The organism is Brucella pseudintermedia (assembly GCF_008932435.1).
GTDB lineage: Bacteria > Pseudomonadota > Alphaproteobacteria > Rhizobiales > Rhizobiaceae > Brucella > Brucella pseudintermedia.
This window is the reverse complement of the sequence record NZ_WBWE01000005.1, coordinates 230,250-256,102: the sequence shown is the minus strand read 5'-3', so window position 1 is coordinate 256,102 and position 25,853 is coordinate 230,250. Positions and strand designations below refer to the sequence as shown.

Below are 25,853 nucleotides of genomic sequence, written 5' to 3'. Positions count from 1 at the left end.
TCAGGCCGCCTCAAGCTCCGGCATGACCGAAGCCTGCACGGGCTGGGCCTCGCGGCTTGCAGCGGTTTCGTGAATCCATTGCTTGAGAACTGCGGCGACACGCTCCTCATCCATGTCGATCATCTGTTCCAGCCGCAGCTTTGCGGGCATGCGCATGCGCTGGCGAAGATCACTGAGGCTGGTCTTCATCTGGTCGGCATAGGCTTCCGGCCCGCCAATGACGGCCTGTACGCCCTCGCCTGCCGCCTGACCGCCGACGAAATCGGGCGCGGCCACTTCGCTTGTCTCGCGGATAGCGACTTCCGTGCCCGCAGGCTTGGCAGTCTGGTCACGCAGCAGCGGGCGCAGGCCGAACCAGATCAGGAGGCCGACAGCGGCAAGGATGGCAAGCGCATTGACATAGGAACCGCTCTGGCGAAGCACGGTTTCGGTCCACGGCGTGGAGACCGGCTCCATATCGGCACCGGCAGGATCGAGGAAGTTGACTGCCGTCACGTTGATGACGTCGCCGCGATCGGCATTGAGACCGGCAGCGGTTGCCACGAGGTCGCGGATCTTGGCGATCTGCTGGTCGACGAAATTGGCGGGCGGCGGCGTGGTGCCTGCGGTTTCCAGAAGCCGCGCCTGATCGATGACAACGGCGATGGACAGACGCTTGACAGTGTAGCCGTCGCTGACGGTGGAAACCGTCTTGCTGTTCATTTCATAATTGGTCAGCTCCTCGCGGCGGTCGGTCTTTTCCGACGAGCTTTCGCCGTTGCGGTTCTGGATTTCTTCCTGCGGAATGTTCTGTTCGACGCCGGTTGCGTTGTCGTTGCGGTTGTTGCGGGAATCGCCGCTTTCACGGACCACGCGCACCGAACGCTCGACGCGGGATTCAGGATCGAAGATCGTTTCGTTGGTCTGGCGGCGGTCCGTATCGAGCACGGCCTGAACGCTTGTCTGGAAATGGCCCAGCCCAAGATAGGGCGCCAGCGCCTTGCGGATGCTGTCATCCACGTTGCCGGCGACCTGCTGTTCCAGCGAGGCGGTCATCAGCGCCGCGCCATTGGCGGCTTCGCCTGCTGACGCCAGCAGCCGGCCATTGGTGTCGAGAACGGTCACGGCAGAGGCATCAAGCGAGGGAACGGCAGCGGCGACCAGCTGGCGGATGGACTGGGCGGATTCGGCGGCAAAGCCGCCTTCGGCGCGGATGACGACCGAGGCCGACGGCTTCTGGTCGCCACGGCGGAACGAACCCTTTTCGGCCAGAACGATGTGGACGCGGGCTGCTTTCACCCCGCGAATGGCCTGGATGGTGCGGGCGATTTCGCCTTCGAGCGCACGTACGCGGGTGATTTCCTGCATGAACGAGGTGAGGCCAAGCGACCCCATATTGTCGAAGAGTTCATAACCGGCATTATTGGAGGTCGGCAGGCCCTTTTCGGCCAGATACATGCGGGCGTTTTCCGCCTTGCCGATGGGCACGAGGATGGACGAGCCATCGGCCTTCACATCGAAAGGAATGCCTGCCTCGCCGAGCGCGAGGCCCATGCGGTTCACGTCGTCGCGCGAAAGGCCGACATAAAGTGTCTCGTAGGAGGGGCGGCTCAGATAGATGCTTGTATAGAGGATCGCGCCCATAAGCGCCGCGCCCACAAGTCCGAGCGCCACGAGTTTTCGCGCGCCAAGCTTGCCAAGCGTAGCCTTGAGCTGTTCGATCAATTGCTGGAAATTCTGCTGCATCGACACCACCGCCATCATGATGGATGCAAACTAGCCCGCGAAGCTTGCGCGAAAGTGGCGGCGGATGAAAGCAGGTGCTTCTGGAGACCGGGAAAGAATTGGGGCGCGGAATAAATCCCGCGCCCCGTTTTCCGCCCAAAGACATCCGATCCGATCAGGCCGGTTCGGATGCGAACCCCTGATTTGCCTGAGAACTCGCGAGCGCCGGCAACCCGGCGCTCTTGCTGTTTACTCAGATTAGCCGCGGAACAGCGACAGGATGTTCTGGTTCGACGAGTTGGCGATCGACAGAGCCTGAACGCCGAGCTGCTGCTGAACCTGCAGAGCCGACAGACGTGCCGATTCCTTGTTCATGTCAGCGTCAACGAGCGTACCAACGCCCTTCTCGATGGAGTCCTGAAGACCCGACAGGAAGCTCTTCTGGCTGTCGATCTGCGACTTGGCCGCACCGAGTGCAGCAGCACCGGTGGTCAGCTTGCCGAGAGCGCCTTCAACAGCTTCAAGAGCGGTCTTGATGTCGGCTGCATCGACTGGTACATCAGCTGCGCCACCAGTACCGGCTGTAGGCTTGAAGAAATCATCCTTGAGCAGAGCGTCGACCATGCCAGCGCCCGCACCGTCAGTATCGATAACACGTGTATCAGCCGCAGAAACCGTTACCGTATCGATGGTCACGGAAGATCCCGTACGGTTGTAAGATGCGACAACCTTCAGGTCGGCAGGATTGGACGGATCGCCAGCAGCAGCCGGATCTTTGCTAGAATCGCTCTGAAGCAGATTGGAACCTGCATAGTTGGCGTTTGCTGCGAAAGACTTGATATTCGACTGAATCGTCTTGATTTCGGTCGCAATCTTCATCTGGTCTTCGTAGCTTGCGCCCTGTGCCGAAACAAGCTTCGTCTTCAGCTTGTCAACTTCATCCTTAATCTTGTTGATCGCGGAATAAGCGGTGTCGACCTTGCCAGCGCCAAGGCCGAGGGCGTCCTGAACAGCTGAGTTGGCCTTGTTGTCGGACGTCATCGACGTAGCGATAGACCAATACGAAGCATTGTCCGATGCTTCGGAAATACGGAGACCGGTCGAGATGCGGTTCTGAGTCGATTCCAGTGCCTTGTTGGTCGATGCAAGCGTCCGGAGAGCGGTCAGAGCCGACGAATTTGTAAGAATGCTAGCCATAGTTTTTTGCCCCTTGGGAAAAACAATCTGAGGGACAGGCCGGATTTTAGATTACCGGCATGGTGGAGCGGCATCATGCCTGTTGCCGCGTAACGCGCGGAAACCCACCATGAGCCGACAGATAGAACCCAAATATTAAAGAAAGGCTAATTTATTCCGTCAAAATTTAATCGATTCGCAAATTTCCATTCGGAATTTTGGTCAGTGCGGTTTGAAGCGTATCAAAATGGGTCAGGAGAAGGATCGTATCAGGCTTCCGACCAGAATATTCCAGCCGTCGATCAGCACGAAGAACAGAATCTTGAACGGCAGCGAGATCACCGTCGGCGGCAGCATCATCATGCCCATGGACATGGTGAGCGTAGCGACCACGAGGTCGATCACCAGAAATGGCAGGACAATCAGGAAGCCGATTTCGAACCCGCGCCGCAGTTCCGAAATCATGAAGGCGGGAACCAGCACGCGGAAATCGACAATGCCGTCATCGCCGGTACGGAAAGACGGATCGGCGAGGTCTTCAAAGAGCCGCAGATCCTTGTCGCGCACCTGTCCCAGCATGAATTCCCGGAACGGCTGGGAAATTTCAGTGAAAGCGGCCTGCTGGGTGATTTCGTTGCGCATCAGGGGCTGCACGCCGTTGTTCCACGCGCGGTCGAAGGCGGGCGCCATCACATAGAACGTCATGAACAGGGCAAGCGAAATCATCACCATGCTGGCGGGCGCGGTCTGGAGGCCGAGGCCCGAACGCAAAAGCGAAAAGGCGATGGCAAAGCGCGTGAAGCTCGTGACCATGATGAGAATGCCCGGCGCGATAGAAAGCACCGTCAGAAGCCCGAACAATTGCACGATCTGGCCGCTCGCAGCCCCGCTGCCTGCCGGAAGCAGGTTGTCGAGCGTCAGCGGCTGCTGCGCCTGTGCGGACACCGTGAGGGCGAGCGTCAGGACGACGCCGAGGCCAAGGAGCTTTTTCATTCCACCACCAGCGCCGAGATGAAGACGCGGTCGACCGCGCCTTCCGAACGCAGGCGCGCGCGTTCTTCGAGGTCGGCGCGCAGATAGGCAAGCCCCGCCGCGCCCTGCAATTGCATGAGATTGACGCTGCGCAGGAAGCTCAGGAAATCATCGCCGACGCTTGCCGCCAACGCCGCTGGAATTTCATGTCCGGGCTTTGCCACCAGCGACGCCTCAAGCCGCACCCACGTATCCTGCGGAATGCCGAGATTGGTCACAATCGGCTGCAAGGGAACGACAGTGCCGATGGAGCGCGATTCAAAGTCACCCTGTTTCGGCTTGTCTTCCTTGCCGGAGGGCCTGGCCGATGCCTGCCGGTCGGCGGAAATCATGCCGCCCAGATACCAGCCGCCGCCGCCGGCGATGACGGTCAGGATCGCGAGCGCCGCCAGAAGCCCTGTCAGCGAGCTTTTCGCCTTGCCGTCCTTTTCCGTTGCCGTCGTGTCGCTCATATCCGGTATGCCTTAGAAGGGAGAAACCTGATCGAGAATCTGCTGGCCGTAAGGCGGCTGCTGAATCTCGCTCAGTCGTCCGCGCCCGCCATAGGAAATGCGGGCTTCGGCAATCTTGTCGTAGGAAATCGTGTTGTTGCCGGAAATATCACGCGGCCGCACGACGCCAGCGACGTTCAGCACGCGCAATTCATTGTTCACGCGCACTTCCTGCGAGCCACGGATGATCATGTTTCCGTTGGGCAGCGTATCGGTGACGATGGCTGCAACCTGCAGGCGGATATCCTCGCTGCGCTCGATGGTGCCCTTGCCCTTCGACTTGCTGTCGGAATGGGTGTTGACCGAAGCGTCCATGTCACCGCCAGCCGCCGCGCCCGAAAGGCTGCTCGTGGCGAAGGAACCGCCCGCACCGTAGATGCCCTTCGACACGCGCTCGCGGTCTGTCTTGTTGTCGAGGTTGGCGCGGTCATTGATGGAAATGATGACGGTCAGCACATCGCCGGGCGTTGCGGCGCGCGGGTCCTTGAAGAAATTGGTCGAGCGCTGGTCCCAGAGCGAATAGGACGCCTTGCTCGGGCGAACCGGATAGCCGCTGAGCTGCGGATTGTTTTCCATGCCGAGATGGGCCGCAACCGGGGAGAGGTCGGGCGCGCGGCCAATTTCCTCCGGCTTGGTCGCGCAACCGGCGAGGAGCACGAGGGTCGCTGCTGCAAGGATCGCTTTGTTCATGCTGTTCTTCATTGCACCGTATTCCCGGTCTGCGCCGCGGCGCGCTGGTCGCTGGCAGGCTGCGGCGCGGTCGAGGTGCGCTGCGAGCCGACGATGACGCGGGCAAGCTTGGCCGCCTTTTCCGGCGGCATTTCATTGAGGATGATGCTGGAAACGCGCGGATTGAGCTTGAGGATCAGGGCCGCCGCCGCTTCGTCGCCGATCAGCGCCATTTGCGCCGCTGCGGCCTCCGGCTTCATCTTCGAGATGATGTCGACCAGCGAATCCTGCGCCTTGCTGACGAACTCGTCGCGGCGCTTCAGCCACATTTCATATTCGCGGCGCTTTTCCTCAAGCGCCCGCATCCGCTCCTCGACATCGGCCTTCAGCTCGGTCAGCTGGCGGGTTTGCAGCGCATAGCGGGCATCCGCCGCCTGATCGTCGATATTGCCGCAGAACTTGCGGATTTCATCGAGATTGCCGAGTGCGGGCGGATCGGCGAAAGCGGGAACGGACGTCGCCAGAAACAGCGCCGCTGCCGAGCCAAACCGGATCAATTTATGCGCCTTGGTCATTGCACCACCAGTTCCGCGTGAAGCGCGCCGGATGTCTTGATGGCCTGCAATATCGCGATGATGCCGGTCGGCTTCACACCGATCTGGTTCAGGCCCTTCACCAGATTTTCAAGGTTCGCGCCGGTCAGGATGCCGATCTTGGCGTTCTGCTGGTTGACGGCGATATCGGTGTTCGGCTCAACCGCCGTCACGCCGTCGCTGAACGGTTCAGGCTGGACAACCATCGGCGTTTCCGTCACGCGGACGGTCAGGCTGCCATGGCTGATCGCGACTTTGGAAATGCGCACCTTCTCGCCGATAACGACAGTCCCCGTCCGCTCATCCACCACCACACGCGCCACTTCGTCGGTCGTGATCGGCAGACCCTCAAGCTCGGCCAGGAAACGCGCCGCTGGCACGTTCTTCGGGCGTGACAGGCGGATCGTCTTGGCATCGCGCGCAATGGCCACCCCGCGCCCGTAACGGCGCTTGGCGAAGACATTGATCGTATCGGCGGCGCGCACGGCAGTGGTGAAATCGGGATCGCGCAGCTCGACGATCATTTCACTTTCCTTGCCGAAATTGCCAGCCACTTCGCGCTCGACCAGCGCGCCGTTCGGAATGCGGCCGGAAGTCGGCACGCCCTGCGTGACACTTGCCGCTTCGCCTTCCGCCGAAAAGCCAGACACGATCATATTGCCTTGCGCCACGGCATAAATCTGGTTGTCGGCGCCCATAAGCTGGGTCATGACCAGCGTGCCGCCCTGCAATGAGGTCGCATCGCCAAGCGACGATACCGTGACGTCGATGCGCGAACCGGCCCCGGCAAAGGCGGGGAGGTTGGCGGTTACGATGACCGCAGCCGTGTTCTTGGAACGGGTGGAATTGCGCGGCGCGCTGATGCCGAGATTGTCCAGCATGGCGCGCATGGACTGTTCGGTGAACGGCGAATTGCGCAGGCTGTCGCCCGTGCCCTTGAGGCCGATGACAAGACCGTAGCCCACAAGCTGGTTTTCGCGCACGCCCTGAATGGTGGCAATGTCCTTCAGGCGCGCGACCGCGCTGCCCCGGCCAAGTTCGGCATAAGCCATTTTCGACGGATCGCCGCCGGAGCCCAGCCAATCGGCGTCGGCATCCACCGCGGAACCGAATTCCCGCGCGTTCTTCGACGACTCGTCCGCAAAGCCTGCGACGGGCTGGAACAGGAGTGCGAAAGCGGTGAATAGGGCGGCGCAAGTCTTCTTCACTGCATCCCCACCTGAATACGACCATTTGCCAGCACCGTGCCGGAAACGATGATGCCGCTGTCGACGTTACGGACCTTGATGAAATCGCCAGCCGCACCGGATTCCAGCGGGGTGCCCATGGCTGTTATGGTCAGCGTACCGGCTGTAAAGACCAGCGGTGCCGGAACGCCGCGCGTGACCAGAGACGGCTCGCCCAATGCGGAAACGAGGATCGGCTTGCCGGGGAGCAGCGTCTTGCGCGCCACCTTGCCCGCCGCCTGATCCAGCGATAGCACATATTGGCTTGCTGCGGGGGCATTGATGAAGAACTGCTTTTCAAGAAGCGCCGTGTCGCTCACGATCTGGCCGGGATAAACGGTGGCGGAAGGCACGACAAAAGCGATGCGGTCGGCAGCAACCGCGCCGGTTGTTGCCGCGAGCAGCAATCCGCCTGCAAGCGCCAGCCCCGTTTTCCGTAAGATTGCTTTCGCCAGCCGCATCGTCATCACCGTCAGCGCAAGTTCTTCGACACGGTCGCCGCCATTTCGTCGGCAGCCTGAATGACCTTGGAATTCATTTCATAGGCGCGCTGCGCGGTGATGAGATCGGTGATTTCCTTCACCGGATCGACATTCGACGCTTCCAGATAGCCCTGCTTGATCGAGCCGTAGCCCGGATCACCCGGAACGCCGACCAGCGGACCGCCGGATGCTTCCGTTTCGCGGTAGAGATTGCCACCGAGCGGCTCCAGCCCCGCTTCGTTGGTGAAGTTCGCAAGGGTGAGCTGGCCGAGATCGACCTGATTGACCTGATCCTGCAATTTCGCGAACACCTGGCCCGTATCGGTGATCGTCACTTCGATAGCATCCGGCGGAATGGTGATTGCCGGTTCGACCGGGTTGCCGTCGAGCGTCACGAGCTGGCCGTCGGCATTCTTGTTGAACGCGCCGGCGCGGGTATAAAGCGTCTCGCCGGTCGGGCTCTGGATCTGAAACCAGCCGCGCCCGGTCAGCGCCACGTCATAGGGATTGCCAGTCTGGTTGAAGCTGCCCTGGATATGAAGATTGCGCACCGCCGCCGTCTGCACGCCAAGGCCAACCAGCGCGCCTTCCGGCACAATGGCCTGGTTCGCCTGATTGGGCACGCCCGCCGTCCGCTCCGACTGATAGAGCAGATCGGTAAACTCGGCCCGCGCACGCTTGAAGCCGGTCGTGTTGATATTGGCGATGTTGTTGGCGATCACTTCCAGATTGAGCTGCTGGGCGTTCATGCCGGTTGCGGCAATCGTCAGGGCTTTCATGGCGCGTCCTTAATCTTTCATCTGGAAGTCTGAATCAAAAAGCGGCAGGCTGTGGCGAAAATGGTGATTTCGAGGACCGGAGCGCAACGTACTTTGAGGTACGTGAGCACCGGAAACGCAGAAATCGCCATTTGCAGCCCGGCATGGCGACTTTTGGATCAGACGCTAGATCGGCATACGGCTGATTTCGAGATAGGCCTGCACGATCTTATCGCGGATCGCGATGGCCGTCTGAAGCGACTGTTCGGCTTCCATGACGGAGCTGACCACATCGCGCACCGGCGCATCGCCCTTGATGCCCTGAATGGAGGTTGCCTCCGCCGCCTGCAATTTCTGGCCGACGGAATCCGTCATCTGCGACAGGACTTCGCCGAACGAGGCGCCGGGAGCGGCCGGAACCGCCTGCGGCGCGGAGGCCGAGCCCACGCCCTTTTCGGCGACCGTCTCGGAAAGGCGCGACAGGGCATTGCGCGCCGAAATGCTCATGATAGAGTCGTACATTATGTGCTCCTCAAGAGATCGATGGTCATGGAAATCAGCTCACGGGCTTGTTTCACGACCTGCAAATTGGCTTCATAGGAACGATTGGCTTCACGCATGTCCGCCATTTCAACGACCATGTTGACGTTGGGATAGCGGACATAGCCGCGCTCATCCGCTGCGGGATGGCTCGGCTCGTATTGCTCGACGAAGGGCGACGTATCCTTGCCGACTTCCGCGATGCGGACTTCGGCGGCTCCGGTACCCTGTTCCAGCTCGGTGCGGAAGGAAACCGTCTTGCGGCGATAGGGATCGGCATCGGCGGTCTTGGCGGTGGACTGCGCATTGGCGATGTTTTCGGAAACGATGCGCAGACGCGTCGATTGGGCCGAAAGGCCCGACGCTGCGATCTTCAATGTGCTCTGCAAGGCATCGGAAGACATGACTATCCCTTCGCAACCGACAGCATCATGCGGTGGAACGCCTTCACGATGCTTGTGTTGAGCGAATATTCGCGGGCGATCTCACCGGCCTTCATCATTTCCTGCTCGACATCGACCGTGTTGCCCGAATGGGTCTGCTCGGTGATGTCGTCCGGGCGCAGGCGCGTAGCCGCGATCCCGTCGGCTTCGGCTTCCAGATGCAAGGGGCTGGTGGCAGCCATGGTGAGCTGCGTCTTGTCCAGCACATCCGCGAAGGGCTGCACGTCGCGCGCACGAAAATCCGGCGTATTCGCATTGGCGACATTGCCCGCAACCGTGGCCTGCCTTACCGACAGCCACTGCGCCTGCCTTGCGGCCAGATCGAAGAGATGAATCGGCCCCATAACTATTACCCGCCATCCTTATTCACTGTTCGTTAACCTACACAGCGAATCTTGTGCGAGACTTGCGTGATGCCAGGAAAGCGGCTAACTGCGAGCCATCGTCAACGCGAGCCGGGAGGTGCGACATGCTGAAAAAGACAGAATTTGCCGCGCCCGCTGGTTTCGGATCGCGCCAAGGCGCGAACGTTTAAAGCGTTTTCCTATCGGCCAGCGGGCATCCTATCGAAACTTGGAGCGCCGTGCGTCCATCCGGACGCCCAAAACTCGTGCGCCTTACAGGAACCCACTGTCATGAAACAGAATGGACAGCCTCGCGCTGCAGACGATACCGCCGTGACCCTCGAACCGGTCAGGCAGGCGGACTACCCGCGGGTGACAGCCCTGCATCCCCATCCGCATCAGCAGGACTTTGTGGCCAGCAATGAGGAATCCCTTGAAGAGGCGGACGACAACCCGGCCTGTGTTCCGCTTCTTATCCGGGCCGGAGGCGAGCCGGTCGGCTTCGCCATGTATGCCCTTGATGAAGACGATGGAAACTACTGGATCTATCGCTTCATGATCGACGCGCGCCATCAGGGCAAGGGCTATGGCCGCGCAGCCCTCAAGCAATTGCTGGGCCTGCTGTCGGAACTGCCGGATTGCCCCTTCGTCATTCTCGGCCTTCAGCCGGGTAACGATGGTGCCCAGCGACTCTACGAGCAGACAGGCTTCCGAATGACGGGGGAGGTGATCTGCGGCGAACGCATCATGAAATATGAGTTCTGATTAAAGCGTTTCCAGCAAAAATGCGAAGCGGTTTGCGTTGGAAAATGCGACAAAACAAACAGTTAGAGCCTTTCCAACGGTTCAATTCAAACCGGACCGGAATCCCGCCCTCGGCGGGGTTCTGAAAAGGGCTTACGGCGTCTTCTGGATCACATCGCCGGACGACGTCGTAAGCTGCCATGTGCCCGCGCCGCGACCGATGGAAACAAGGCGGCTGCCATCGGGCAGCAGCGAGCCCTTTTCAACGAACCAGTAGCCGGATGTATCCTCGATCATCGCCATGCCGCCGACCACCTCGCGCAGCGCGAAAACCGGCTTGGGCATGGCCTGCCCTTCCCCGCCTTCGCCGTCGCCGCCTGCACCTGTTCCCGGAAGACCCTTGCCGTTCGACATGACGGAACCCGTCATCGTATCGTCCACATCGGCGTTCGGCGCGACCTGTTCGGACGGGCGGAAGGACGGGAAGCGGCGCACCGTCTTCTGCTCCGAGCGGTCGAGCGGATCGATGATCTTGCGCTCGGCCTTTTCCGGCGCGCCCAGATCGGCACGCTGCAAATAGGTGATGAAGGGCAGCATCGCGCTTCCCGCAGCAAGGGTGATGGCCGCGATCTTCAGATAGCGGTCCACCTTGCTTTGCGGCTTCTTCATGCCCTCCTGCCGTGCGGCGGCTTCCACCTCCGCCGTCAGGTCAGCAAGGAGTTTTTCTTCCTTTGTCTTGCGAAAGCCCGTCATCATGCGTGTTGCGCCTGTCTGTCGCCGCGCAGGGCCGCGGCAAGGTCGTTATAGGGATCGTCCGATAGGCCGGTTTCCGGCGATTGCTGCAAGGCATCATAGATACGCGGCACAAGATCGACGGCCTGATCCAGAAGGCCATCATGGCCCTTCTGGTAGGCGCCGATGGCGCGCAAATCGCGCGTTTCCTCGAAACGGGCGACCATGCCCCGCAACTGGCTGACGAGCTTGCGCTGTTCCGGCGTCCAGTTGTGCTTTGCAAGGCGCGAAACGGAGCCCGGAATATCGACCGCCGGAAAGCGGCCCTGCGCCGCAATCGCCCGGTCGAGCACGATGTGACCGTCCAGCGTGCCGCGAATGGTGTCGGAAACCGGTTCGTTATGATCGTCGCCATCGACCAGCACCGAATAGATGCCGGTGATGCTGCCGCCAGCTTCCGTAATGCCCGGTCCTGCACGCTCCAGAAGGCGCGGCAGCTGGCTGAAGACGCTTGGCGGATAGCCACGCGAAACCGGCGGCTCTTCCGCCGCAATCGCCACCTCGCGCGCGGCATGGGCAAAGCGCGTGACGGAATCGACGATCAGCAGGACATTATGGCCAAGGTCGCGGAAATATTCGGCAATGGCGGTCGCGGTGTTGGGCGCGAGGCGGCGCATCATCGGGCTTTCATCGCCAGTCGCAACCACCGTGATGGTCTTGTCGAGATGGCCGGCCATGGTTTCTTCCAGCATCTCGCGCACTTCGCGTCCGCGCTCGCCGGTCAAGGCCAGCACCACCGTGTCGAAATCCGCCGCGCGCGTCATCATGGCGAGCAGCGTCGACTTGCCGACGCCAGAACCCGCAAAGATGCCGATGCGCTGGCCGAAGCAGAGCGGCGTGAAAATATCGATGACATTGACGCCGGTGCGCAAACCGCGATCCACCCGCGCGCGGCGAAGCGCAGCGGGCGCAAGGCTCTCGGACGCCATGGGCCGCGTGCCGGGCTGCAAGGCGCCCTTGCCGTCAATCGGCTGGCCCAGCGCATTGATGACGCGCCCGCGCCATTCCGGTGCCGGGCGGATATTGAGCGGTCCTTCCTCGAAAACCGCTGCGCCAAGCGAGGGAATGATGCGGTCGTCAAAGGGTTTTACCAGCACCTGCGCATCCGCCACCCGGATGATCTCCGCAAGGCACTGATTGCCTTGCGCATGGATCGCCACCGCATCGCCCAGCCGCGCCTCGCGCGAAAGCCCGCGCACGGCAATCGCCGAACGCGACACGTCGCTTACCGTTCCGCCGATACCGGTGAGCGGCTTATGTGCCACCGACTGCTGACGGGCAAAAGCGGCAAGACGGGAGAGCGGCAGATCAGGCGTCATCCGTTTCTGGAGCCCAGGGTCTTGATGGCTTCAGAAACGGTGGTCTCCTGCTGCGCCAGCAGATTGTTGACCTGCTCGAAGGCGCGGCTGACGCTGATGAGGCGGGTCATCTCCGTCATGGCATCGACATTCGACCCCTCGATCATGCCCTGCACGACACCCACGCTGTTGTCATCGGCCACTGGCTGGGCAGGCTTGTTCGGGATCACGCCGGACGTGCCCGCATAGGTGAGGTCGGCATCGGCGGGAATGGTGAAGAGACCGATGGCGCCGATCTGCGCGCCGTTCTGGTAGATTGCGCCGTCGCTCGAAATCTTCGGCGCGCCGCCAGCCGGATTGAGCACGATGGGCGCGCCGCCGACATCGAGAACCGGATGGCCGGTGACGGTGACGAGATCGCCCGTCGGCAGCATGTTCATGCGCCCGTCTCGCGTATAGATCTGGCCCTGCGGCGTGGAGATCGACATCCACACATCGCCCTTGACCGCGACATCCAGCGGATTGTCGGTCTTGATCATCGGGCCTGCCTCGGTGCGGATGAAGCTCTTGCCTGCGGTGGCAAAACTCACATCGTCGCTGGCCTTGCTCGATACGATGGTCTCGAACTTGGTGCCCTCGCCCCGGAACCCGACCGTGGAAACATTGGCGACGTTATGGGCAATGGCATCCATCCGCCGTTCAAGCGTGATGAGCGAGGAAAGCCCTACATAAATCGAATTATTCTGCATCGCCTAGCGCCCGCCCGGCTTGAAGTTCTGCAAGGTGCTGAGGATATCCATCGAAATGCCGACCGAAGACGTGCCGCCCAGAAGCAGGGACGCAATCGAGGCCGGGCTGCTCGCGGTCGGGTTGTTCATCTCATACATGGCGGTAAATCGTGAAATCAGCTTGGAGACATAATCGGGATCGGACATTTTGGTGAAGTCGATCTTGTCCTCGATCATCTTTGCCTGCTTGTCGATATCGGCATTGGATATGGTGGACGGCCAGCCAAAGGTCGTCTGGATCATCGACACCAGCGCCTTATCGCCCAGAATTTCATAGGCATTGGTCAGCGTCGGCGCCTTGCGCTGGAAATAGAGCGCCAGCCGCACGCCTTCGTTCTGGCTTCCCGCTTCCGTCTCCAGCGTCTGGCGAAGATATTTGTCGACCACGCCCTGCTGCGCCGCGGTGCCCTGGGTCGCCTCCGCGCCCTTGCCCTCGAAATCGAAGACCGTCGCAAATTCCTTGTAGCGCTTGTCGGTCAGCTTGTTTGCCATGGCATCATCGCTCTTGATGCCTTCGGTCAATATCTTGCGCACAAACGCCTTGGCGAAGGCCATGTCCTCCAGGCCAAACGCCTTCAGCGCGTAATTATAAAGGCGGGTGTCGGCCATGAAATCATCAATGGATTTCACCTTGCCGATATTCTCCTTGTAGTAGGCGGTTTCCCGCTCAACCATCGGTTCCTTTGAAACACGCTGCAACGACCGCGCCATATCCGACGCGATCAGGCGATAGCTCGTCATCGTATCGACCATGCGCATGACCCCCTGCTGAAATTTACGCTCTTTATGAAAGACCAAGCTTGTCCGAAGCTGGCCAAGGCTGACCGAAGTCTAGCTTGCCCCAGACAAGGTTCGCGCAAGGCGCAGCGCTTAGGTTCCCGGCAAAGAGAATGTACGGGAGTCTCGAGCTTTGGGCATTATTGTCGGTCTTGTCATCACACTGGGCTGTATGCTGGGCGGCTTTATCGCCATGGGCGGACATGTCAGCGTGCTCATCCAGCCGTGGGAGTTCGTCATCATTCTGGGCGCGGCACTCGGCACCTTTTTCATCGCCAATCCGTTTTCGCTGGTGAAGGACACGGGCCGCGCCTGCATGGAGGCATTCAGCAATGCGGTTCCCAAGCAGCGCGACTATCTTGACGTTCTGGGCGTGCTCTACAGCCTGATGCGCGAGCTGCGCGCCAAGTCGCGCAATGAAGTGGAAGTGCATATCGACAATCCGAAGGAATCGCCGATCTTCCAGGCTTATCCGAGCGTATTGAAGAAAGAGGACCTCACCAACTTCATCTGCGATTATTGCCGCCTCATCATCGTCGGCAATGTGCGCTCGCATGAAATCGAGGCGCTGATGGACGAGGAAATCCACACCATCGCCCGCGACAAGCTCAAGCCCTACCACGCCATGGTCAGCATTTCCGAAGCGCTTCCCGCACTCGGCATCGTCGCCGCCGTGCTTGGCGTCATCAAGGCCATGGGCGCGCTCGACCAGTCGCCGGAAGTGCTAGGCCATCTGATCGGCGCGGCCCTCGTCGGCACCTTTGCCGGTATCTTCTTCTCCTACGGCGTCGTCGGCCCGATCGCAGCCAAGATCAAATCGACCCGCGAAAAGAACAATCGTCTTTATATCGTCGTGAAGCAGACGCTTCTCGCCTATATGAACGGCTCCCTGCCGCAGATCGCCGTGGAATATGGCCGCAAGACCATCTCCGCCTATGATCGCCCGACCATCGATGTGGTCGAGCAGGAAACCATGGCGAGCGCGCCGACCCAGCAGGCCGCGTAAGATGACCACCGCCGAAACCGCCACATTGGGACAAAACCGCAAAACCGATGTTCTGGCCGAGAATGTGCTGCGCGCAGCCGGTCTTTCGGGCGACGACCTGAAATCGCTTGCCCATGTGTTCAAGGATGCCTCGACGCATTTCTGCGACCGGCTGAAACACGGCTGCGCTGCCGCATTCGACATTGAGGCCGGACAGGTGGAAAGCACCGACGATGCCGCCTTTGGCGATATTCTCGACAAGGCTGCGATCATCGCGCCCCTGAGGGCCGAGCGCTGGGGCTGCACGCTTTACTTCACCGCCGATGCGACGCTTGTCTTCTCCGTGATCGAGGCAATGTTCGGCGCGCAGGGAAATATGGGCTCCGTCGATGCGGACCGTCCCTTCGGGATGCTGGAGCAGAAGATTTCCGCGCTTCTGGCCGGTCATCTTGCGACTTCTCTCGATCACGTCTTTGCCGGAAACGGACAAGCGAACGGCCAGGCGCTTTTTGCCGCCGGTGAATGCATCGATACCGCCGAATTCGACCGCGAGAATTTCGAGCGCTCGCGCCTTTTTTCCTGCCGCATCGATGTTGCTGCCGCAGGCAAGACCGGGCAGGTGCATCTGCTTTTACCGCGCAGCACGCACAAGCCGATGCAGGATGCCGTGGCCGCCTTTTTGCGCCGCCCGATGAACCAGGCCGATCCAAGCTGGGCGAAGAAGCTGCGCCACGAAGTCAGCCGCGCGCGCATCGAACTCGAAGCCTTTATCCAGCAGGGATCGATGACGCTGGACGCCTTGTCGATGCTGGAAATCGGCCAGGTTCTGAAACTGCCTGCCGACGCCATGCAGCAGGTGCGCCTGCGCGCGGGCGACCAGCAGCTTTTCAAGTGCACGCTCGGCAAATCGGGCATTCATTTCACAGTCAAGGTCGGCGACCCGGTCAATCAGGAAGAGGATTTCATCGATGAGCTTGTTGCTGGCTAACGTTCTTTCGACATTGATGGCTCTTGCATCGCTGGGCGCGCTCATCGTGGTGGGCCGCAAGGCCAACGAGACGATCAAGCTCGGCAAGGTGCTGGCGCTGCGCGTTGCAGCCGCCTCCAACGGGCTGGAACGCGCCGTCAAGGCGATCCAGAGCGAGCGCACCGACTTGACCGACGAAAACAACAAGCTTGAAGCCCGTCTTGCCGAAACGCAGCGCGTGCGCCGCGAAATGGAAGAAGCGATCGAGGAACTGAACCGGCTGCGCAAGGCGCTGACCCGCGACATACGCCATGCGCGCAACGTCGCCGATAGCGCACGCAGCGAAGACAGGATCGCGACCGTCACCGAACAAGCGCTTCCGAAGGAAAAGAATGCGCTGCCGGTTTTTGTGCGCCGCGCGGTCCGTAAAGCTACCGTAAATCTCGCAGGCCAGGCATGAGCGCGGACAATAAGGAAAACAACATGCAGCAGGAACTGGACGAAGCCATTGAGGAACTGCGCGAGGAAAAGCCGCGCAGCGCCCAGAAAGGTCCATCCAAGCCCAATCTCGAACTCATCATGGGCATTCCCGTCGATGTGCAGGTGGTTCTTGGCGGCACGACCATGCCGGTCGCCAATCTGATGAAGCTTGGTCGCGGCGCGGTCATCACCCTCGACAAGCAGATCGGCGATCCGGTCGATATCGTGGTCAATGGCCGCGTCATCGCGCGTGGGGAAGTGATCGTTTTGGAAGACGATTCCTCGCGTTTCGGTGTCAGCCTCACCGAAATCATCGGCAAGTAACGGACGTGACCATGGCCGACAATGAACAGCAGGCGCTTGCGGACGACATGGAAGGCGGCGCGACCGGCCTCATCGATACGCTGACCGGCCCGCAAAAGGCGGCGGCGATCCTCGTTGCCATCGGGCGGCCTGCCGCCGCGCGCCTTCTCAAGCATTTCAATGCCGAGGACCTGCGCAAGCTTGCCGGTCATGCCCGCACGCTGGAGCCGATTTCACCGCTCGATTTCGAGCAGCTCGTCAAGCAGTTCGAGGATTCCTTTGCCGAAGGCGCGCCGGTTTCGGAAGCTGCCCAGCGCTTCGAGGGCCTGCTGCGCGAAGCGCTGCCGCAGGAAGAGGTGGATGCCGTTCTCGAAGACCGCGTCCAGCCGCAGCTCGTTCAGGAATCGGTCTGGGTGCAGCTCGCACGCCTGCCGGTGGAAAGCCTGCAAGCCTATCTGACCGACCAGCATCCGCAGATCATCGCCTATATCGTGTCGAAGCTGCCGTCCGACCTTGCAGCGCGGCTGTTCGTCGTCCTGCCGCCGCAACTGCGCAATGCCGTCGTGCAGCGCTCGCTCCATATCGGCAATGTGGCGCCAGCGGCAGTGGAAATTCTGGAAGACGTGCTGCGGCGCGACCTTCTGGGCCGCAGCGATTCCGGTCCGGTCAAGGCACATCACGGCCAGATCGCCAACATCTTCAACCAGCTCGACAGAAGCGAGATGGAAGAACTGATGGCGAGCCTCGAAGACCTCAACCGCGACGATCTCAACCGCATCAAGGCCAAGCTCTTCACCTTTGAAGACATTGAACGCCTGTCGCAGCGCGCGCGCCTGCTGCTCTTCGATGAAGTGCAGACCGAACAGATCGCAACCGCGCTGCGCGGGGCCGACACAAGGCTTCAGGAACTGGTTCTCTCCTCGCTCTCGACCCGTGGCCGACGCATGGTGGAAACCGAGCTTGGCGCGGAACAGGGCAACATAACAGCGCAGAACATTGCCGATGCGCGCCGCACGATAGCCCGTATCGCCATCGACCTTTCCGAGCGCGGAATCATCACCCTCGACGCTGGCGAAGCTTCGTCCTGATTGCGGTGACCCATGGCAGATGATGCTGACAAGGAAAGCAAAACAGAAGAAGCGACCGAGCAGAAAATCCGCGACGCCTTGGAAAAGGGCAATATGCCCTTCTCACGCGAAACGCCGATCCTTGCCGGTATCGCTTCCTTTCTGATTATCGCGGTCTTTGTCGCAGGACCTGCCACAACGAAGCTTGCCGTCTTCCTGCGCGAGCTGATCGACCGCCCCGAGGACTGGCTCTTGAACAGCGCCGAGGATGCGAGCCGCCTGTTTGGCGTGCTGGCGCTCGCCGTCGGCGCGGCCCTCGTGCCGGTGTTCATCATCATTCCGCTTGCCGGCATCGCGGCTTCCGCGTTCCAGAACGTGCCGCGCTTCGTTGGCGAGCGCATCCGCCCGCAGGCATCGCGCATATCGCCCCTCAAGGGATGGCAGCGCATTTTCGGGCGCGCCGGTCAGGTCGAGTTTCTCAAGTCGCTGGCGAAATTCCTGGCGGCGAGCGTCATCGTCTTTGTCGTCTTCTTCAGCGGCAACAGCCTTTTCACCGATGCGGTCGCCTCCGATCCGAGCGCCTTGCCGGAATTTCTGCGCGAGAACATGGTGCGCCTGCTCGTCGCCAATGTTCTGGCGATTACGGCAATCGCCGGTTTCGACCTTGCCTGGTCGCGCATTCACTGGCGGCAGGAACTGCGCATGACCCGGCAGGAAGTGAAAGACGAGCTGAAGCAGTCGGAAGGTGACCCGCTGGTCAAGTCGCGCCTGCGATCGCTCGGCCGCGACCGTGCGCGCCGCCGCATGATCAACACCGTGCCGACGGCAACGCTCATCGTCGCAAATCCGACTCATTTTTCCGTAGCACTGCGCTACAAGCCGGAGCAGGATGCCGCTCCGGTCGTCGTGGCAAAGGGGCAGGATCTGATCGCTCTCAAGATAAGAGAGATCGCCGCACAGCATTCCATCCCGATATTCGAGGACGTTCCGCTGGCGCGCGCGCTCTACAAACAGGTCAATGTCGACCAGATGATTGCGCCGGAATTCTACAAGGCCGTGGCCGAGCTGATCCGGGTCATCAATGCGCGACATGCATTGCATTAGAGCATGTCTCCCAAAAGCGGGAACCGGTTTTGGGAGTAAGACATGTATACGAACAAATGGATAGTCATGATATTTATATGTTTCAGAACAGTGACAGCCTGTTCCCCAGATTGGCGGTGAGACCATGAAAAGCCTGCAATTCTCCAACGAACGCGAGGCGATCATTGCGGGAAACCTGCGCGAAGTCGCAGCCGACCTTCGCCTGGTCGATCCGGCCGACTATATTGCTTTCATACGCTGCGAGCTTTTTGCCAATATCGCCGATATCGTCAGTTCGGCGACCGAGCTTTACTTCTTTCCCGGCACGCTGGAACTCGGTCATGGCGGGGAATATCGCTGCGACTGGCAGTCGCCGCCTGCCATCGTGCTCGACATGGAGTTCCGCAATCAGGGCGTCTATGCCTATTTCCGGCTGACGCTTACCGACAAGACGGCAGGCGTGGAGCTGAACCACATCGCTTTCGAGGATGCCGACGAAGACCCGGTGAAGAACACGGCAAGGCTCGCCAACGCCTTCGACGCCGCACGCCTGCCGCTTCGAAAACGGGCCTGAGAATACTTTCCGAAAGCGGCAGCAGCCATATCGGAAAATGAGTGCAGCAAAATACCGGATGCGTGAAAACATCCGGTATCCTTCTCTAAAAGACCGTCGGCATCAGTTCAGATGGTGGACTTCCGGCATTTCGATGATGCCAAGCGACAGCGCCGTCGCCACAGCCGAGGTGCGGTTGGAGCAGTTGAGCTTGATCTTGGCGTTCTGGAGATAAGTCACCACCGTCCAACGGGCGATGTTCAGAATTTCGGCGATCTCGCCATCCGTCTTGCCATTTGCAGCCCAGCGCAGACAGTCGACCTCGCGCGGGGTCAGGAGATTGGAAACGGTCGCCACATCCTTGCAGCCGCACAGGGCGGAGTGGATGATCCCCGACAGGCTCAACAGTCGCGGACGAAGCTTGGCCACGAACTGCTCGCGGTCCTCATCCGGGCTGACCTCGAAGCTGAACAGGGAACAGCCGGGCGCTCCTTTCTGGCTGCGGGCGGAAACGGCAACGAAAATATTGCCCAATCCATGCTTTTCGGCGTCCTGCAGCATTTCGGCGACAGCCGGGCACCGGTCTGCGTCCTCCTGAAGATTGCGGACTATGCCGCTGACATCCTCCTTGAAATAAGGAGCGTCTTCCTGAAAGATCGGATCGATGACGAAATAGTTCTTGGTGGAGTAGCGTGCCGCCCAGTTGGAAGGTATCGTCATGACCACGGTGAGGTCGGACGCGTTGGCCTTCGTGCAATCGCCCATGCGCCCCTTATAGGTGTGCATGATATGGCGGCAACCGATCTCGTCGCGGATTCGTGTCAGCAGAGCCAGCGTATCGCTCTGGAATGACGAGCCAAAAAATGTCTTCTTGAAATTGGGAAAATGAATCAGATCGAGTGTCATTATAATAATGTCCTTGATGCTGGCAGGCGATTTATTACCTGGTTCGAAACGTGGCGAATCGGCGCCTGAAGCCATTCAGTTTTGCGTAGTAGTGACATAAAAAAACGGGCTGTTGACAACCCACAATTAATCTATGGCAATGAATTGCACACAAGACGCCGCCGAATTAAGGCTCGAATAAGGACTCATTTAGTCTTTGGGTAAAGTTTTGTTGATCTCGGCATAGTTGCCGGATCCTGTTGTTCTATTTCAGCACACTTCCTGCTCATTGCCATAGGCACGATAGAAGAAGTCGACTGCCAATTCCACATTGCTGCGAATCGTTTCCACTGCCGGCGGCTCCGCGATCGCACCGAAAAGGCGAGGTCGATAGAGGCCCGAAAGAAAGAGATCGGAAAGCTGATAAGCCATCCGGTCGGCGTCGAAGGGCTTGAGCTTGCCGTTCCTGATCATGCGGTTGAGATATTCGGCCATCACCACGAGGCTGCGCTTCGGGCCGCGCTCGTAGAATCGTGCGGCAAGTTCCGGCTTGCGCTCGCTGACGCCCAGCACGATCCGTTGGGCGCGAATAGCGGTTGACGAGGTGATGAGCGTTACCAGCGCCACGCCGAAGTCTATCAGCTCCTGACGGCTGTCGAAGCCGTTGTCGAGCGTATCGATCAGTTCGCTGAACATTGTGTGGCGATAATGCTCGCACAAGGCGACGAAGAGATCTTCCTTGCTATTGAAATAAACGTAAATGGTGCCCTTCGAGACACCCGCTTCGCGCGTGATGTCGTTCATGCTGGCAGCATCGAAGCCCATGCGCAGGAAAACACTCTGCGCGCCCTCCAGTATCTGGCGGCGCTTCGCCGGATCCTGTCCGGCACCGAGCCGCGTGCGACCGCATTCCGTATCGGGACCGCAAATGGTGGCTTGATCCCCGGAAGACTGATCGCCGCCAGGCCAGCCGATAGCACTTTCATCGTGCCGGTTGCGATCATCCATCTTCTCTTTCATTGCTCCTCTTTTATTGCGGTCCGGTTTCATTTCAATGACTCTTAACATTTTTCGAACCAAACGGTTCGATATGCTCTTGATATGCGCATCTTATTGATCTATGTCAACATCGAACCGGGCGGTTCAATCCCCAGGATGTGCAGAGAGTTTCCCCTATGTCAGCCCCCAAGTCCGTTGATAAGGCCGATATTCATCCGTTCCCAAATGCCAAGAACTTCGCATCGGCAGCCCAGCCCGCGACGGACGACGCCACGGTGAGCGAGAGAGCCCAGCCGCACCCCGCACCTGACGCGCAGGAGGCCGCTCCAAAAGGCGCTCCCGCAAAAAAGGGCGAAAAGAAGGGATTGGGCAAACGCGTGATCCTTCCCGGCATCATCGTAGCCGCCGTTGCCGGCGGGCTTTGGTATGCCTATGACTGGTGGACCGTGGGGCGTTTCATGGTGTCCACCGATGACGCCTATGTGCAGGGCGACATCGCGTCCATTGCCCCGAAAGTGACTGGCTATATTGAAAATATCCCGGTGACAGCCAACCAGCAGGTCAAGGCTGGCGACGTGATTTTTCAGCTCGACGCAGGCGACTACCAGATCGCGCTCGACGAAGCCGAGGCCAAACTCGCGACACAAAAACAGACGCTCGTCCGCATCAAGGCGCAAACCGATGCAGCCCAGGCGATGCTTCAGCAGGCCGATGCCGACAAGCAGGCGGCAACGGCTGTGCTGATCAATGCGCAGAACGCGATGGCGCGCGTGCAGAAACTGCACCAGACGCGTTTCGTCGCGCAGGCCGAACTCGACACCGCCCAGTCGTCGCTGGATCAGGCGCGCGCCAAGCTGGTCGGCAGCGAAGCACAGATCGCCTCCGCCAAGGCCAATATCGAAGTGCTCAATGCCCAATATAGCGAAGCGGAAAGCACCGTGAAATCGCTAGAACTTGCCCGCGACAAAGCCGCACGCGACCTTTCCTTCACCACGCTGCGCGCGCCGTTCGACGGAGTGATCGGCAATCTTTCCGGCAAGAAGGGCGATCTCGTTTCGCCGGGCCAGAAGATCGCGGCGCTCGTTCCGGTCCATGAGCTTTATATCGATGCGAATTTCAAGGAAACGCAGCTCGCAAGCATCAAGACCGGCGAGACGGCGCATATCTATGTGGACGCAATCGACGGCACGAAGTTCGATGGCAAGGTTGCGTCCGTCGCTCCGGCGTCGGGTGCCGTATTCTCGCTGCTGCCGCCGGAAAACGCGACCGGCAACTTCACCAAGATCGTGCAGCGCGTGCCCGTGCGCATCATGATCCCGAAGGAAGCGCTGGAATCCGGCAAGATCCGCGCGGGCCTCAGCGTCGTGGTCGATATCGACACGCGCACGGCCCCCGGGCAAAAGGCCGACTGACCGGGCGCTGTGGGTGACATGAAATAACAGATGGCGGCGGCGAACAGGTTTCACGCCGCCTTTCTCTTCCATTCCGGAGTGCGCCGTCATGGCCGCAGACACGACAATGGGGCCGATAGCCCCGGCAGATGACCGCATAGACCCGAAGAAGGCCATCGGCTTTCTGGCCATGGTGTTCGGCATGTTCATGGCAATCCTGGACATTCAGATCGTCTCGGCGTCGCTCGCGGAAATCCAGGCGGGCCTCAGCGCCAGTTCCGATGAAATCTCATGGGTCCAGACGTCCTATCTGATCGCGGAAGTCATCATGATTCCGCTGTCGGGCTTCCTTGGACGCCTGTTGTCGACGCGCGTGCTCTTCACCTTTTCGGCTGCGGGCTTTACCCTCGCCAGCATGCTCTGCGCGACGGCGACCAATATCGAGCAGATGATCGTCTACCGCGCCATTCAGGGCTTCATCGGCGGCGGCATGATCCCGAGCGTCTTCGCGGCTGCCTTCACGATCTTCCCGCCCTCCAAGCGCTCGATCGTCTCGCCGATGATCGGCCTGGTGGCGACGCTTGCGCCCACCATCGGCCCGACCATCGGCGGTTATCTGAGCCACGCCTTTTCCTGGCACTGGCTGTTTCTGGTCAATGTCGGCCCCGGCATTCTCGTCACCATCGCCGCATGGAACCTGATCGACTTCGACGAAGGCGACAGCTCGCTTTTGAACAAGTTCGACTGGTGGGGCCTTATCGGCATGGCCGCCTTCCTTGGCTCCATGGAATATGTGCTGGAAGAGGGCCCGCGCAACGACTGGCTGCAGGACGAAGCGATCTTGGTCCTTTCGATCGTCATGACGGTCGGCGGCATCCTCTTCTTCTATCGGGCATTCACGGCGGAACAGCCCATCGTGGATCTGCGTGCCTTCAAAAACGTCAATTTCGCATTCGGCTCGCTGTTCTCCTTCGTGATGGGCGTCGGGCTCTATGGCCTCACCTATCTCTATCCGCTCTATCTGAGCAGCGTCCGTGGCTATGATGCCCTCATGATCGGCGAAGCGCTGTTCGTCAGCGGCCTCGCCATGTTCTTCACCGCGCCGGTTGCGGGCTTCCTGTCCAACAGGATGGACCCGCGCCTGATGATGATGATCGGCTTTCTCGGCTTCGCCGCCGGCACGTGGATGGTGACCGGACTCACCGCCGACTGGGATTTCTACGAATTGCTGCTGCCGCAGATCCTGCGCGGCTGCTCGCTGATGCTGTGCATGGTGCCGATCAACAATCTGGCCCTCGGCACGCTTCCGCCTTCCCTGCTGAAAAACGCGTCCGGTCTCTTCAACCTGACGCGCAATCTGGGCGGCGCCGTCGGCCTCGCCGTCATCAACACGATCCTGACCCGGCGCGGCGACATGCATTATGAGCGGCTGGCCGAACATGTTCGCTGGGGCAATGCCGAAGCGGAGAGGATGATTGCCAACCTGACCGCCAAATACAATGCGGCAGGCATGGACGGCGCGACCGTTGCCATCGCCAAACTTTCCGGCATGGTGCGCCAGCAGGCGACCCTCCTGTCCTTCATCGACGTGTTCTTTATCCTGACGATGATGTTCTGTTCGCTTGCCGTCTGCGCCATCATGCTGCGCAAGCCGAAGCAGGTTGCCGGTGGCGGCGGAGGGCATTAGCCCTCCACTGCCCGATTTCATATGAAACCCGTCCGGGTTCGATCATCTTTCAGAAATTTTCGCTTGCCGCCGAGATCCGGATGCGATGCCGCGCTGAGACAAACCGTTGTCGCGCGAGGAAAAGCCTCTTGCAGAATTATGACAACGACGAATTTGCTGTCACATTTCCTGTCATAAAAATGCTGTTCCCGCAAAGGGATGAATTGCTAAGTCTCTGAAAACGTGTTTCACTTTCCATCGCTGACGGTTTGTGACAAGCCGCAAACCGTCATCCAACCGTCATACAGGGCGGGTATCGGGAATGCGCGAGCACCGGAATCGACCGGGGGCGTTCGCCGGACCTTAAAACAGGGGAGTCAAACAATGCTTGCTTACACAGCGCGTCTGCTGTCGCTTTCGACGGCAATCGCCGTTGCCGGGGTTTCCATCGCCGCTGCCGAACCGTCAGCCGAACTGATCGCCGCTGCAAAGGCAGAAGGCGAACTGACCACCATCGCCCTCCCGCATGACTGGTGCGGCTATGGCGAAATCATCCAGAGCTTCAAGGACAAGTACGGCCTCAAGGTCAACGAACTGAACCCGGACGCCGGTTCGGGCGATGAAATCGAAGCCATCAAGGCCAACAAGGACAATAAGGGCCCGCAGGCTCCTGACGTCATCGACGTGGGCTTTGCCTTCGGCGCATCGGCCAAGAAGGACGGCCTGATCCAGCCTTACAAGGTCGCGACCTGGGACGAAATCCCGGACAGCGCCAAGGACCCTGAGGGGTACTGGTATGGCGACTATTACGGTGTGCTTGCTTTCGAGGTGAACAAGGACATCGTGAAGGACGTGCCCGCCGATTGGGAAGACCTCCTCAAGAGCGACTACGCAAATTCCGTCGCGCTTGCAGGCGATCCGCGCGTTTCCGCACAGGCCATTCTCGGCGTTCATGCCGCAGGTATCGCCCGTGGTGGCGAGCCGGGCGAAGCCGCCGGCAAGAAGGGCCTTGAGTTCTACAAGGAACTGAACGCCGACGGCAATTTCGTTCCGGTCATCGGCAAGGCCGCTTCGCTGGCGCAGGGCTCGACCCCCATCGTCATCCGCTGGGACTATAACGCACTCGCCGACCGCGACACGCTCAAGGGCAATCCGGAAATCGAAACCGTCATTCCGAAGTCGGGCGTCATCGCCGGCGTCTATGTGCAGGCGATCAGCGCCTATGCGCCCCATCCGAACGCTGCGAAGCTTTGGATGGAGCACATCTATTCGGATGAAGGCCAGCTCGGCTATCTGAAGGGCTATTGCCACCCGATCCGCTTCAACGCGATGGCGAAGGCCGGCAAGATCCCGCAGGAACTGCTCGACAAGCTGCCGCCGGCAGCAGCCTATGAAAAGGCTATCTTCCCGACCCTGGAGCAGATCGAGGCCGCACAGACCACGATCACCAAGGAATGGGATAGCGTCGTGGGCGCAAACGTCCAGTAAGGACCGCGAGCGGCAGGCTCGCGCCTGTCGCATCGAACACATATCGCGTCGGCCCTGCACGGTCGGCGCGATATCAAAGGGGTTCACACTCAGGCACTTTATCGATTACCCGACGCCGAATGACAGCCC

Annotated in this window: 29 protein-coding genes; 11 read left to right on the top strand and 18 right to left on the bottom strand. The window is 60.2% G+C overall.

The features are described 5' to 3' along the window. From fliF to flgB, 12 genes are all read right to left on the bottom strand, one after another. Complete coding sequence (gene fliF, locus F9K78_RS09115; RefSeq protein WP_121983534.1) at window positions 1-1,740, bottom strand: flagellar basal-body MS-ring/collar protein FliF; 1,740 nt, start codon at window positions 1,738-1,740, stop codon at window positions 1-3. 222 nt (window positions 1,741-1,962) lie between these two features. After that, window positions 1,963-2,901: a flagellin N-terminal helical domain-containing protein gene (locus tag F9K78_RS09110; protein WP_121985407.1), complete on the bottom strand. Its 939-nt coding sequence runs from the start codon at window positions 2,899-2,901 to the stop codon at window positions 1,963-1,965. A gap of 231 nt (window positions 2,902-3,132) precedes the next feature. Further along, window positions 3,133-3,873, bottom strand: coding sequence for a flagellar type III secretion system pore protein FliP (gene fliP / locus F9K78_RS09105; protein ID WP_121983502.1), 741 nt, complete (start codon window positions 3,871-3,873; stop codon window positions 3,133-3,135). Continuing rightward, entirely contained in the window at window positions 3,870-4,364 is a 495-nt protein-coding gene (locus F9K78_RS09100; RefSeq protein WP_121983501.1) for a flagellar basal body-associated FliL family protein, read from the bottom strand. The genes fliP and F9K78_RS09100 overlap by 4 nt, the downstream gene beginning before the upstream one ends. Before the next feature lie 12 nt (window positions 4,365-4,376). Next, window positions 4,377-5,105: a flagellar basal body L-ring protein FlgH gene (gene flgH / locus F9K78_RS09095; RefSeq protein ID WP_121983500.1), complete on the bottom strand. Its 729-nt coding sequence runs from the start codon at window positions 5,103-5,105 to the stop codon at window positions 4,377-4,379. After that, window positions 5,102-5,647: a MotE family protein gene (locus tag F9K78_RS09090; RefSeq protein WP_121983499.1), complete on the bottom strand. Its 546-nt coding sequence runs from the start codon at window positions 5,645-5,647 to the stop codon at window positions 5,102-5,104. The genes flgH and F9K78_RS09090 overlap by 4 nt, the downstream gene beginning before the upstream one ends. Further along, a complete protein-coding gene (locus F9K78_RS09085; RefSeq protein ID WP_121985408.1) occupies window positions 5,644-6,873 on the bottom strand; it encodes a flagellar basal body P-ring protein FlgI in 1,230 nt (409 codons plus the stop codon). The genes F9K78_RS09090 and F9K78_RS09085 overlap by 4 nt, the downstream gene beginning before the upstream one ends. Next, entirely contained in the window at window positions 6,870-7,352 is a 483-nt protein-coding gene (gene flgA / locus F9K78_RS09080; RefSeq protein WP_121983533.1) for a flagellar basal body P-ring formation chaperone FlgA, read from the bottom strand. The genes F9K78_RS09085 and flgA overlap by 4 nt, the downstream gene beginning before the upstream one ends. A gap of 11 nt (window positions 7,353-7,363) precedes the next feature. Then, a complete protein-coding gene (gene flgG, locus F9K78_RS09075) occupies window positions 7,364-8,152 on the bottom strand; it encodes a flagellar basal-body rod protein FlgG (RefSeq protein WP_112591984.1) in 789 nt (262 codons plus the stop codon). Between the two features lie 165 nt (window positions 8,153-8,317). Then, window positions 8,318-8,653 carry a flagellar hook-basal body complex protein FliE gene (locus tag F9K78_RS09070; RefSeq protein WP_025091738.1) on the bottom strand — a complete coding sequence of 112 codons (336 nt, stop codon included), beginning with the start codon at window positions 8,651-8,653 and terminating at the stop codon, window positions 8,318-8,320. Further along, window positions 8,653-9,075, bottom strand: coding sequence for a flagellar basal body rod protein FlgC (gene flgC, locus F9K78_RS09065; RefSeq protein ID WP_112591981.1), 423 nt, complete (start codon window positions 9,073-9,075; stop codon window positions 8,653-8,655). Before flgC ends, F9K78_RS09070 begins: the two co-directional genes overlap by 1 nt. Window positions 9,076-9,077: 2 nt before the next feature. Further along, complete coding sequence (gene flgB / locus F9K78_RS09060) at window positions 9,078-9,458, bottom strand: flagellar basal body rod protein FlgB (protein ID WP_112591979.1); 381 nt, start codon at window positions 9,456-9,458, stop codon at window positions 9,078-9,080. 291 nt (window positions 9,459-9,749) lie between these two features. Between flgB and F9K78_RS09055 the strand changes: the two genes are divergently transcribed. Beyond that, window positions 9,750-10,223, top strand: a complete 474-nt coding sequence (locus tag F9K78_RS09055; protein ID WP_121983497.1) for a GNAT family N-acetyltransferase — start codon at window positions 9,750-9,752, stop codon at window positions 10,221-10,223. A 132-nt stretch (window positions 10,224-10,355) separates the two neighbouring features. Here F9K78_RS09055 and F9K78_RS09050 read toward each other — a convergent pair whose 3' ends face one another. The 4 genes from F9K78_RS09050 to F9K78_RS09035 are packed head-to-tail and all read right to left on the bottom strand — an operon-like array spanning window position 10,356 to window position 13,833. Continuing rightward, window positions 10,356-10,958 carry a hypothetical protein gene (locus F9K78_RS09050; RefSeq protein ID WP_121983496.1) on the bottom strand — a complete coding sequence of 201 codons (603 nt, stop codon included), beginning with the start codon at window positions 10,956-10,958 and terminating at the stop codon, window positions 10,356-10,358. Then, window positions 10,955-12,313 (bottom strand): flagellar protein export ATPase FliI, encoded by a 1,359-nt coding sequence (gene fliI / locus F9K78_RS09045; RefSeq protein ID WP_121985409.1) that lies wholly within the window; start codon window positions 12,311-12,313, stop codon window positions 10,955-10,957. The genes F9K78_RS09050 and fliI overlap by 4 nt, the downstream gene beginning before the upstream one ends. Continuing rightward, window positions 12,310-13,041, bottom strand: coding sequence for a flagellar basal-body rod protein FlgF (gene flgF, locus F9K78_RS09040; protein ID WP_121985410.1), 732 nt, complete (start codon window positions 13,039-13,041; stop codon window positions 12,310-12,312). Before flgF ends, fliI begins: the two co-directional genes overlap by 4 nt. Window positions 13,042-13,044: 3 nt before the next feature. Next, a complete protein-coding gene (locus tag F9K78_RS09035) occupies window positions 13,045-13,833 on the bottom strand; it encodes a DUF1217 domain-containing protein (RefSeq protein WP_121985510.1) in 789 nt (262 codons plus the stop codon). Between the two features lie 157 nt (window positions 13,834-13,990). Here F9K78_RS09035 and motA point away from each other — a divergent pair, with 157 nt between their 5' ends. The 7 genes from motA to F9K78_RS09000 all read left to right on the top strand — a co-directional run bounded on the left by motA (window position 13,991) and on the right by F9K78_RS09000 (window position 19,316). Next, window positions 13,991-14,863 carry a flagellar motor stator protein MotA gene (gene motA, locus F9K78_RS09030; protein WP_021585290.1) on the top strand — a complete coding sequence of 291 codons (873 nt, stop codon included), beginning with the start codon at window positions 13,991-13,993 and terminating at the stop codon, window positions 14,861-14,863. Between the two features lies 1 nt (window position 14,864). Beyond that, complete coding sequence (locus F9K78_RS09025; RefSeq protein ID WP_121985411.1) at window positions 14,865-15,830, top strand: FliM/FliN family flagellar motor switch protein; 966 nt, start codon at window positions 14,865-14,867, stop codon at window positions 15,828-15,830. After that, the gene (locus tag F9K78_RS09020; protein WP_121985412.1) at window positions 15,811-16,269 is read left to right on the top strand and encodes a BAB2_0123 family type IV secretion system effector; all 459 of its coding nucleotides are present in this window, start codon (window positions 15,811-15,813) and stop codon (window positions 16,267-16,269) included. Before F9K78_RS09025 ends, F9K78_RS09020 begins: the two co-directional genes overlap by 20 nt. Continuing rightward, entirely contained in the window at window positions 16,266-16,613 is a 348-nt protein-coding gene (fliN, locus tag F9K78_RS09015) for a flagellar motor switch protein FliN (protein WP_121985413.1), read from the top strand. The genes F9K78_RS09020 and fliN overlap by 4 nt, the downstream gene beginning before the upstream one ends. An 11-nt stretch (window positions 16,614-16,624) precedes the next feature. Beyond that, window positions 16,625-17,680 (top strand): flagellar motor switch protein FliG, encoded by a 1,056-nt coding sequence (locus F9K78_RS09010; protein WP_121985414.1) that lies wholly within the window; start codon window positions 16,625-16,627, stop codon window positions 17,678-17,680. Window positions 17,681-17,692: 12 nt separating this feature from the next. After that, window positions 17,693-18,763: a flagellar biosynthesis protein FlhB gene (flhB, locus tag F9K78_RS09005; RefSeq protein WP_121983489.1), complete on the top strand. Its 1,071-nt coding sequence runs from the start codon at window positions 17,693-17,695 to the stop codon at window positions 18,761-18,763. A gap of 124 nt (window positions 18,764-18,887) precedes the next feature. Further along, entirely contained in the window at window positions 18,888-19,316 is a 429-nt protein-coding gene (locus tag F9K78_RS09000; RefSeq protein ID WP_121985415.1) for a hypothetical protein, read from the top strand. A gap of 102 nt (window positions 19,317-19,418) precedes the next feature. Here F9K78_RS09000 and F9K78_RS08995 read toward each other — a convergent pair whose 3' ends face one another. Continuing rightward, window positions 19,419-20,201, bottom strand: a complete 783-nt coding sequence (locus F9K78_RS08995; protein ID WP_121985511.1) for a helix-turn-helix transcriptional regulator — start codon at window positions 20,199-20,201, stop codon at window positions 19,419-19,421. 249 nt (window positions 20,202-20,450) lie between these two features. Continuing rightward, on the bottom strand, window positions 20,451-21,230 hold the full coding sequence (locus F9K78_RS08990) for a TetR/AcrR family transcriptional regulator (protein ID WP_235925399.1): 780 nt from the start codon (window positions 21,228-21,230) through the stop codon (window positions 20,451-20,453). A 125-nt stretch (window positions 21,231-21,355) separates the two neighbouring features. Here F9K78_RS08990 and F9K78_RS08985 point away from each other — a divergent pair, with 125 nt between their 5' ends. From F9K78_RS08985 to F9K78_RS08975, 3 genes are all read left to right on the top strand, one after another. Beyond that, the gene (locus tag F9K78_RS08985) at window positions 21,356-22,591 is read left to right on the top strand and encodes an HlyD family secretion protein (RefSeq protein ID WP_121985416.1); all 1,236 of its coding nucleotides are present in this window, start codon (window positions 21,356-21,358) and stop codon (window positions 22,589-22,591) included. Window positions 22,592-22,679: 88 nt separating this feature from the next. Beyond that, window positions 22,680-24,257, top strand: coding sequence for a DHA2 family efflux MFS transporter permease subunit (locus F9K78_RS08980; protein WP_121983485.1), 1,578 nt, complete (start codon window positions 22,680-22,682; stop codon window positions 24,255-24,257). Window positions 24,258-24,620: 363 nt separating this feature from the next. Further along, window positions 24,621-25,724: an ABC transporter substrate-binding protein gene (locus F9K78_RS08975; protein ID WP_121985417.1), complete on the top strand. Its 1,104-nt coding sequence runs from the start codon at window positions 24,621-24,623 to the stop codon at window positions 25,722-25,724. Window positions 25,725-25,853: the final 129 nt, after the last annotated feature.

Coding starts and splice junctions, on each gene's coding strand:
- fliF (WP_121983534.1), bottom strand. CDS start 1,740: ATGGCGGTGGTGTCGATGCAGCAGAATTTCCAGCAATTGATCGAACAG.
- F9K78_RS09110 (WP_121985407.1), bottom strand. CDS start 2,901: ATGGCTAGCATTCTTACAAATTCGTCGGCTCTGACCGCTCTCCGGACG.
- fliP (WP_121983502.1), bottom strand. CDS start 3,873: ATGAAAAAGCTCCTTGGCCTCGGCGTCGTCCTGACGCTCGCCCTCACG.
- F9K78_RS09100 (WP_121983501.1), bottom strand. CDS start 4,364: ATGAGCGACACGACGGCAACGGAAAAGGACGGCAAGGCGAAAAGCTCG.
- flgH (WP_121983500.1), bottom strand. CDS start 5,105: ATGAAGAACAGCATGAACAAAGCGATCCTTGCAGCAGCGACCCTCGTG.
- F9K78_RS09090 (WP_121983499.1), bottom strand. CDS start 5,647: ATGACCAAGGCGCATAAATTGATCCGGTTTGGCTCGGCAGCGGCGCTG.
- flgA (WP_121983533.1), bottom strand. CDS start 7,352: ATGCGGCTGGCGAAAGCAATCTTACGGAAAACGGGGCTGGCGCTTGCA.
- flgG (WP_112591984.1), bottom strand. CDS start 8,152: ATGAAAGCCCTGACGATTGCCGCAACCGGCATGAACGCCCAGCAGCTC.
- F9K78_RS09070 (WP_025091738.1), bottom strand. CDS start 8,653: ATGTACGACTCTATCATGAGCATTTCGGCGCGCAATGCCCTGTCGCGC.
- flgC (WP_112591981.1), bottom strand. CDS start 9,075: ATGTCTTCCGATGCCTTGCAGAGCACATTGAAGATCGCAGCGTCGGGC.
- flgB (WP_112591979.1), bottom strand. CDS start 9,458: ATGGGGCCGATTCATCTCTTCGATCTGGCCGCAAGGCAGGCGCAGTGG.
- F9K78_RS09055 (WP_121983497.1), top strand. CDS start 9,750: ATGAAACAGAATGGACAGCCTCGCGCTGCAGACGATACCGCCGTGACC.
- F9K78_RS09050 (WP_121983496.1), bottom strand. CDS start 10,958: ATGATGACGGGCTTTCGCAAGACAAAGGAAGAAAAACTCCTTGCTGAC.
- fliI (WP_121985409.1), bottom strand. CDS start 12,313: ATGACGCCTGATCTGCCGCTCTCCCGTCTTGCCGCTTTTGCCCGTCAG.
- flgF (WP_121985410.1), bottom strand. CDS start 13,041: ATGCAGAATAATTCGATTTATGTAGGGCTTTCCTCGCTCATCACGCTT.
- F9K78_RS09035 (WP_121985510.1), bottom strand. CDS start 13,833: ATGGTCGATACGATGACGAGCTATCGCCTGATCGCGTCGGATATGGCG.
- F9K78_RS09025 (WP_121985411.1), top strand. CDS start 14,865: ATGACCACCGCCGAAACCGCCACATTGGGACAAAACCGCAAAACCGAT.
- F9K78_RS09020 (WP_121985412.1), top strand. CDS start 15,811: ATGAGCTTGTTGCTGGCTAACGTTCTTTCGACATTGATGGCTCTTGCA.
- fliN (WP_121985413.1), top strand. CDS start 16,266: ATGAGCGCGGACAATAAGGAAAACAACATGCAGCAGGAACTGGACGAA.
- F9K78_RS09010 (WP_121985414.1), top strand. CDS start 16,625: ATGGCCGACAATGAACAGCAGGCGCTTGCGGACGACATGGAAGGCGGC.
- flhB (WP_121983489.1), top strand. CDS start 17,693: ATGGCAGATGATGCTGACAAGGAAAGCAAAACAGAAGAAGCGACCGAG.
- F9K78_RS09000 (WP_121985415.1), top strand. CDS start 18,888: ATGAAAAGCCTGCAATTCTCCAACGAACGCGAGGCGATCATTGCGGGA.
- F9K78_RS08995 (WP_121985511.1), bottom strand. CDS start 20,201: ATGACACTCGATCTGATTCATTTTCCCAATTTCAAGAAGACATTTTTT.
- F9K78_RS08990 (WP_235925399.1), bottom strand. CDS start 21,230: ATGAAACCGGACCGCAATAAAAGAGGAGCAATGAAAGAGAAGATGGAT.
- F9K78_RS08985 (WP_121985416.1), top strand. CDS start 21,356: ATGTCAGCCCCCAAGTCCGTTGATAAGGCCGATATTCATCCGTTCCCA.
- F9K78_RS08980 (WP_121983485.1), top strand. CDS start 22,680: ATGGCCGCAGACACGACAATGGGGCCGATAGCCCCGGCAGATGACCGC.
- F9K78_RS08975 (WP_121985417.1), top strand. CDS start 24,621: ATGCTTGCTTACACAGCGCGTCTGCTGTCGCTTTCGACGGCAATCGCC.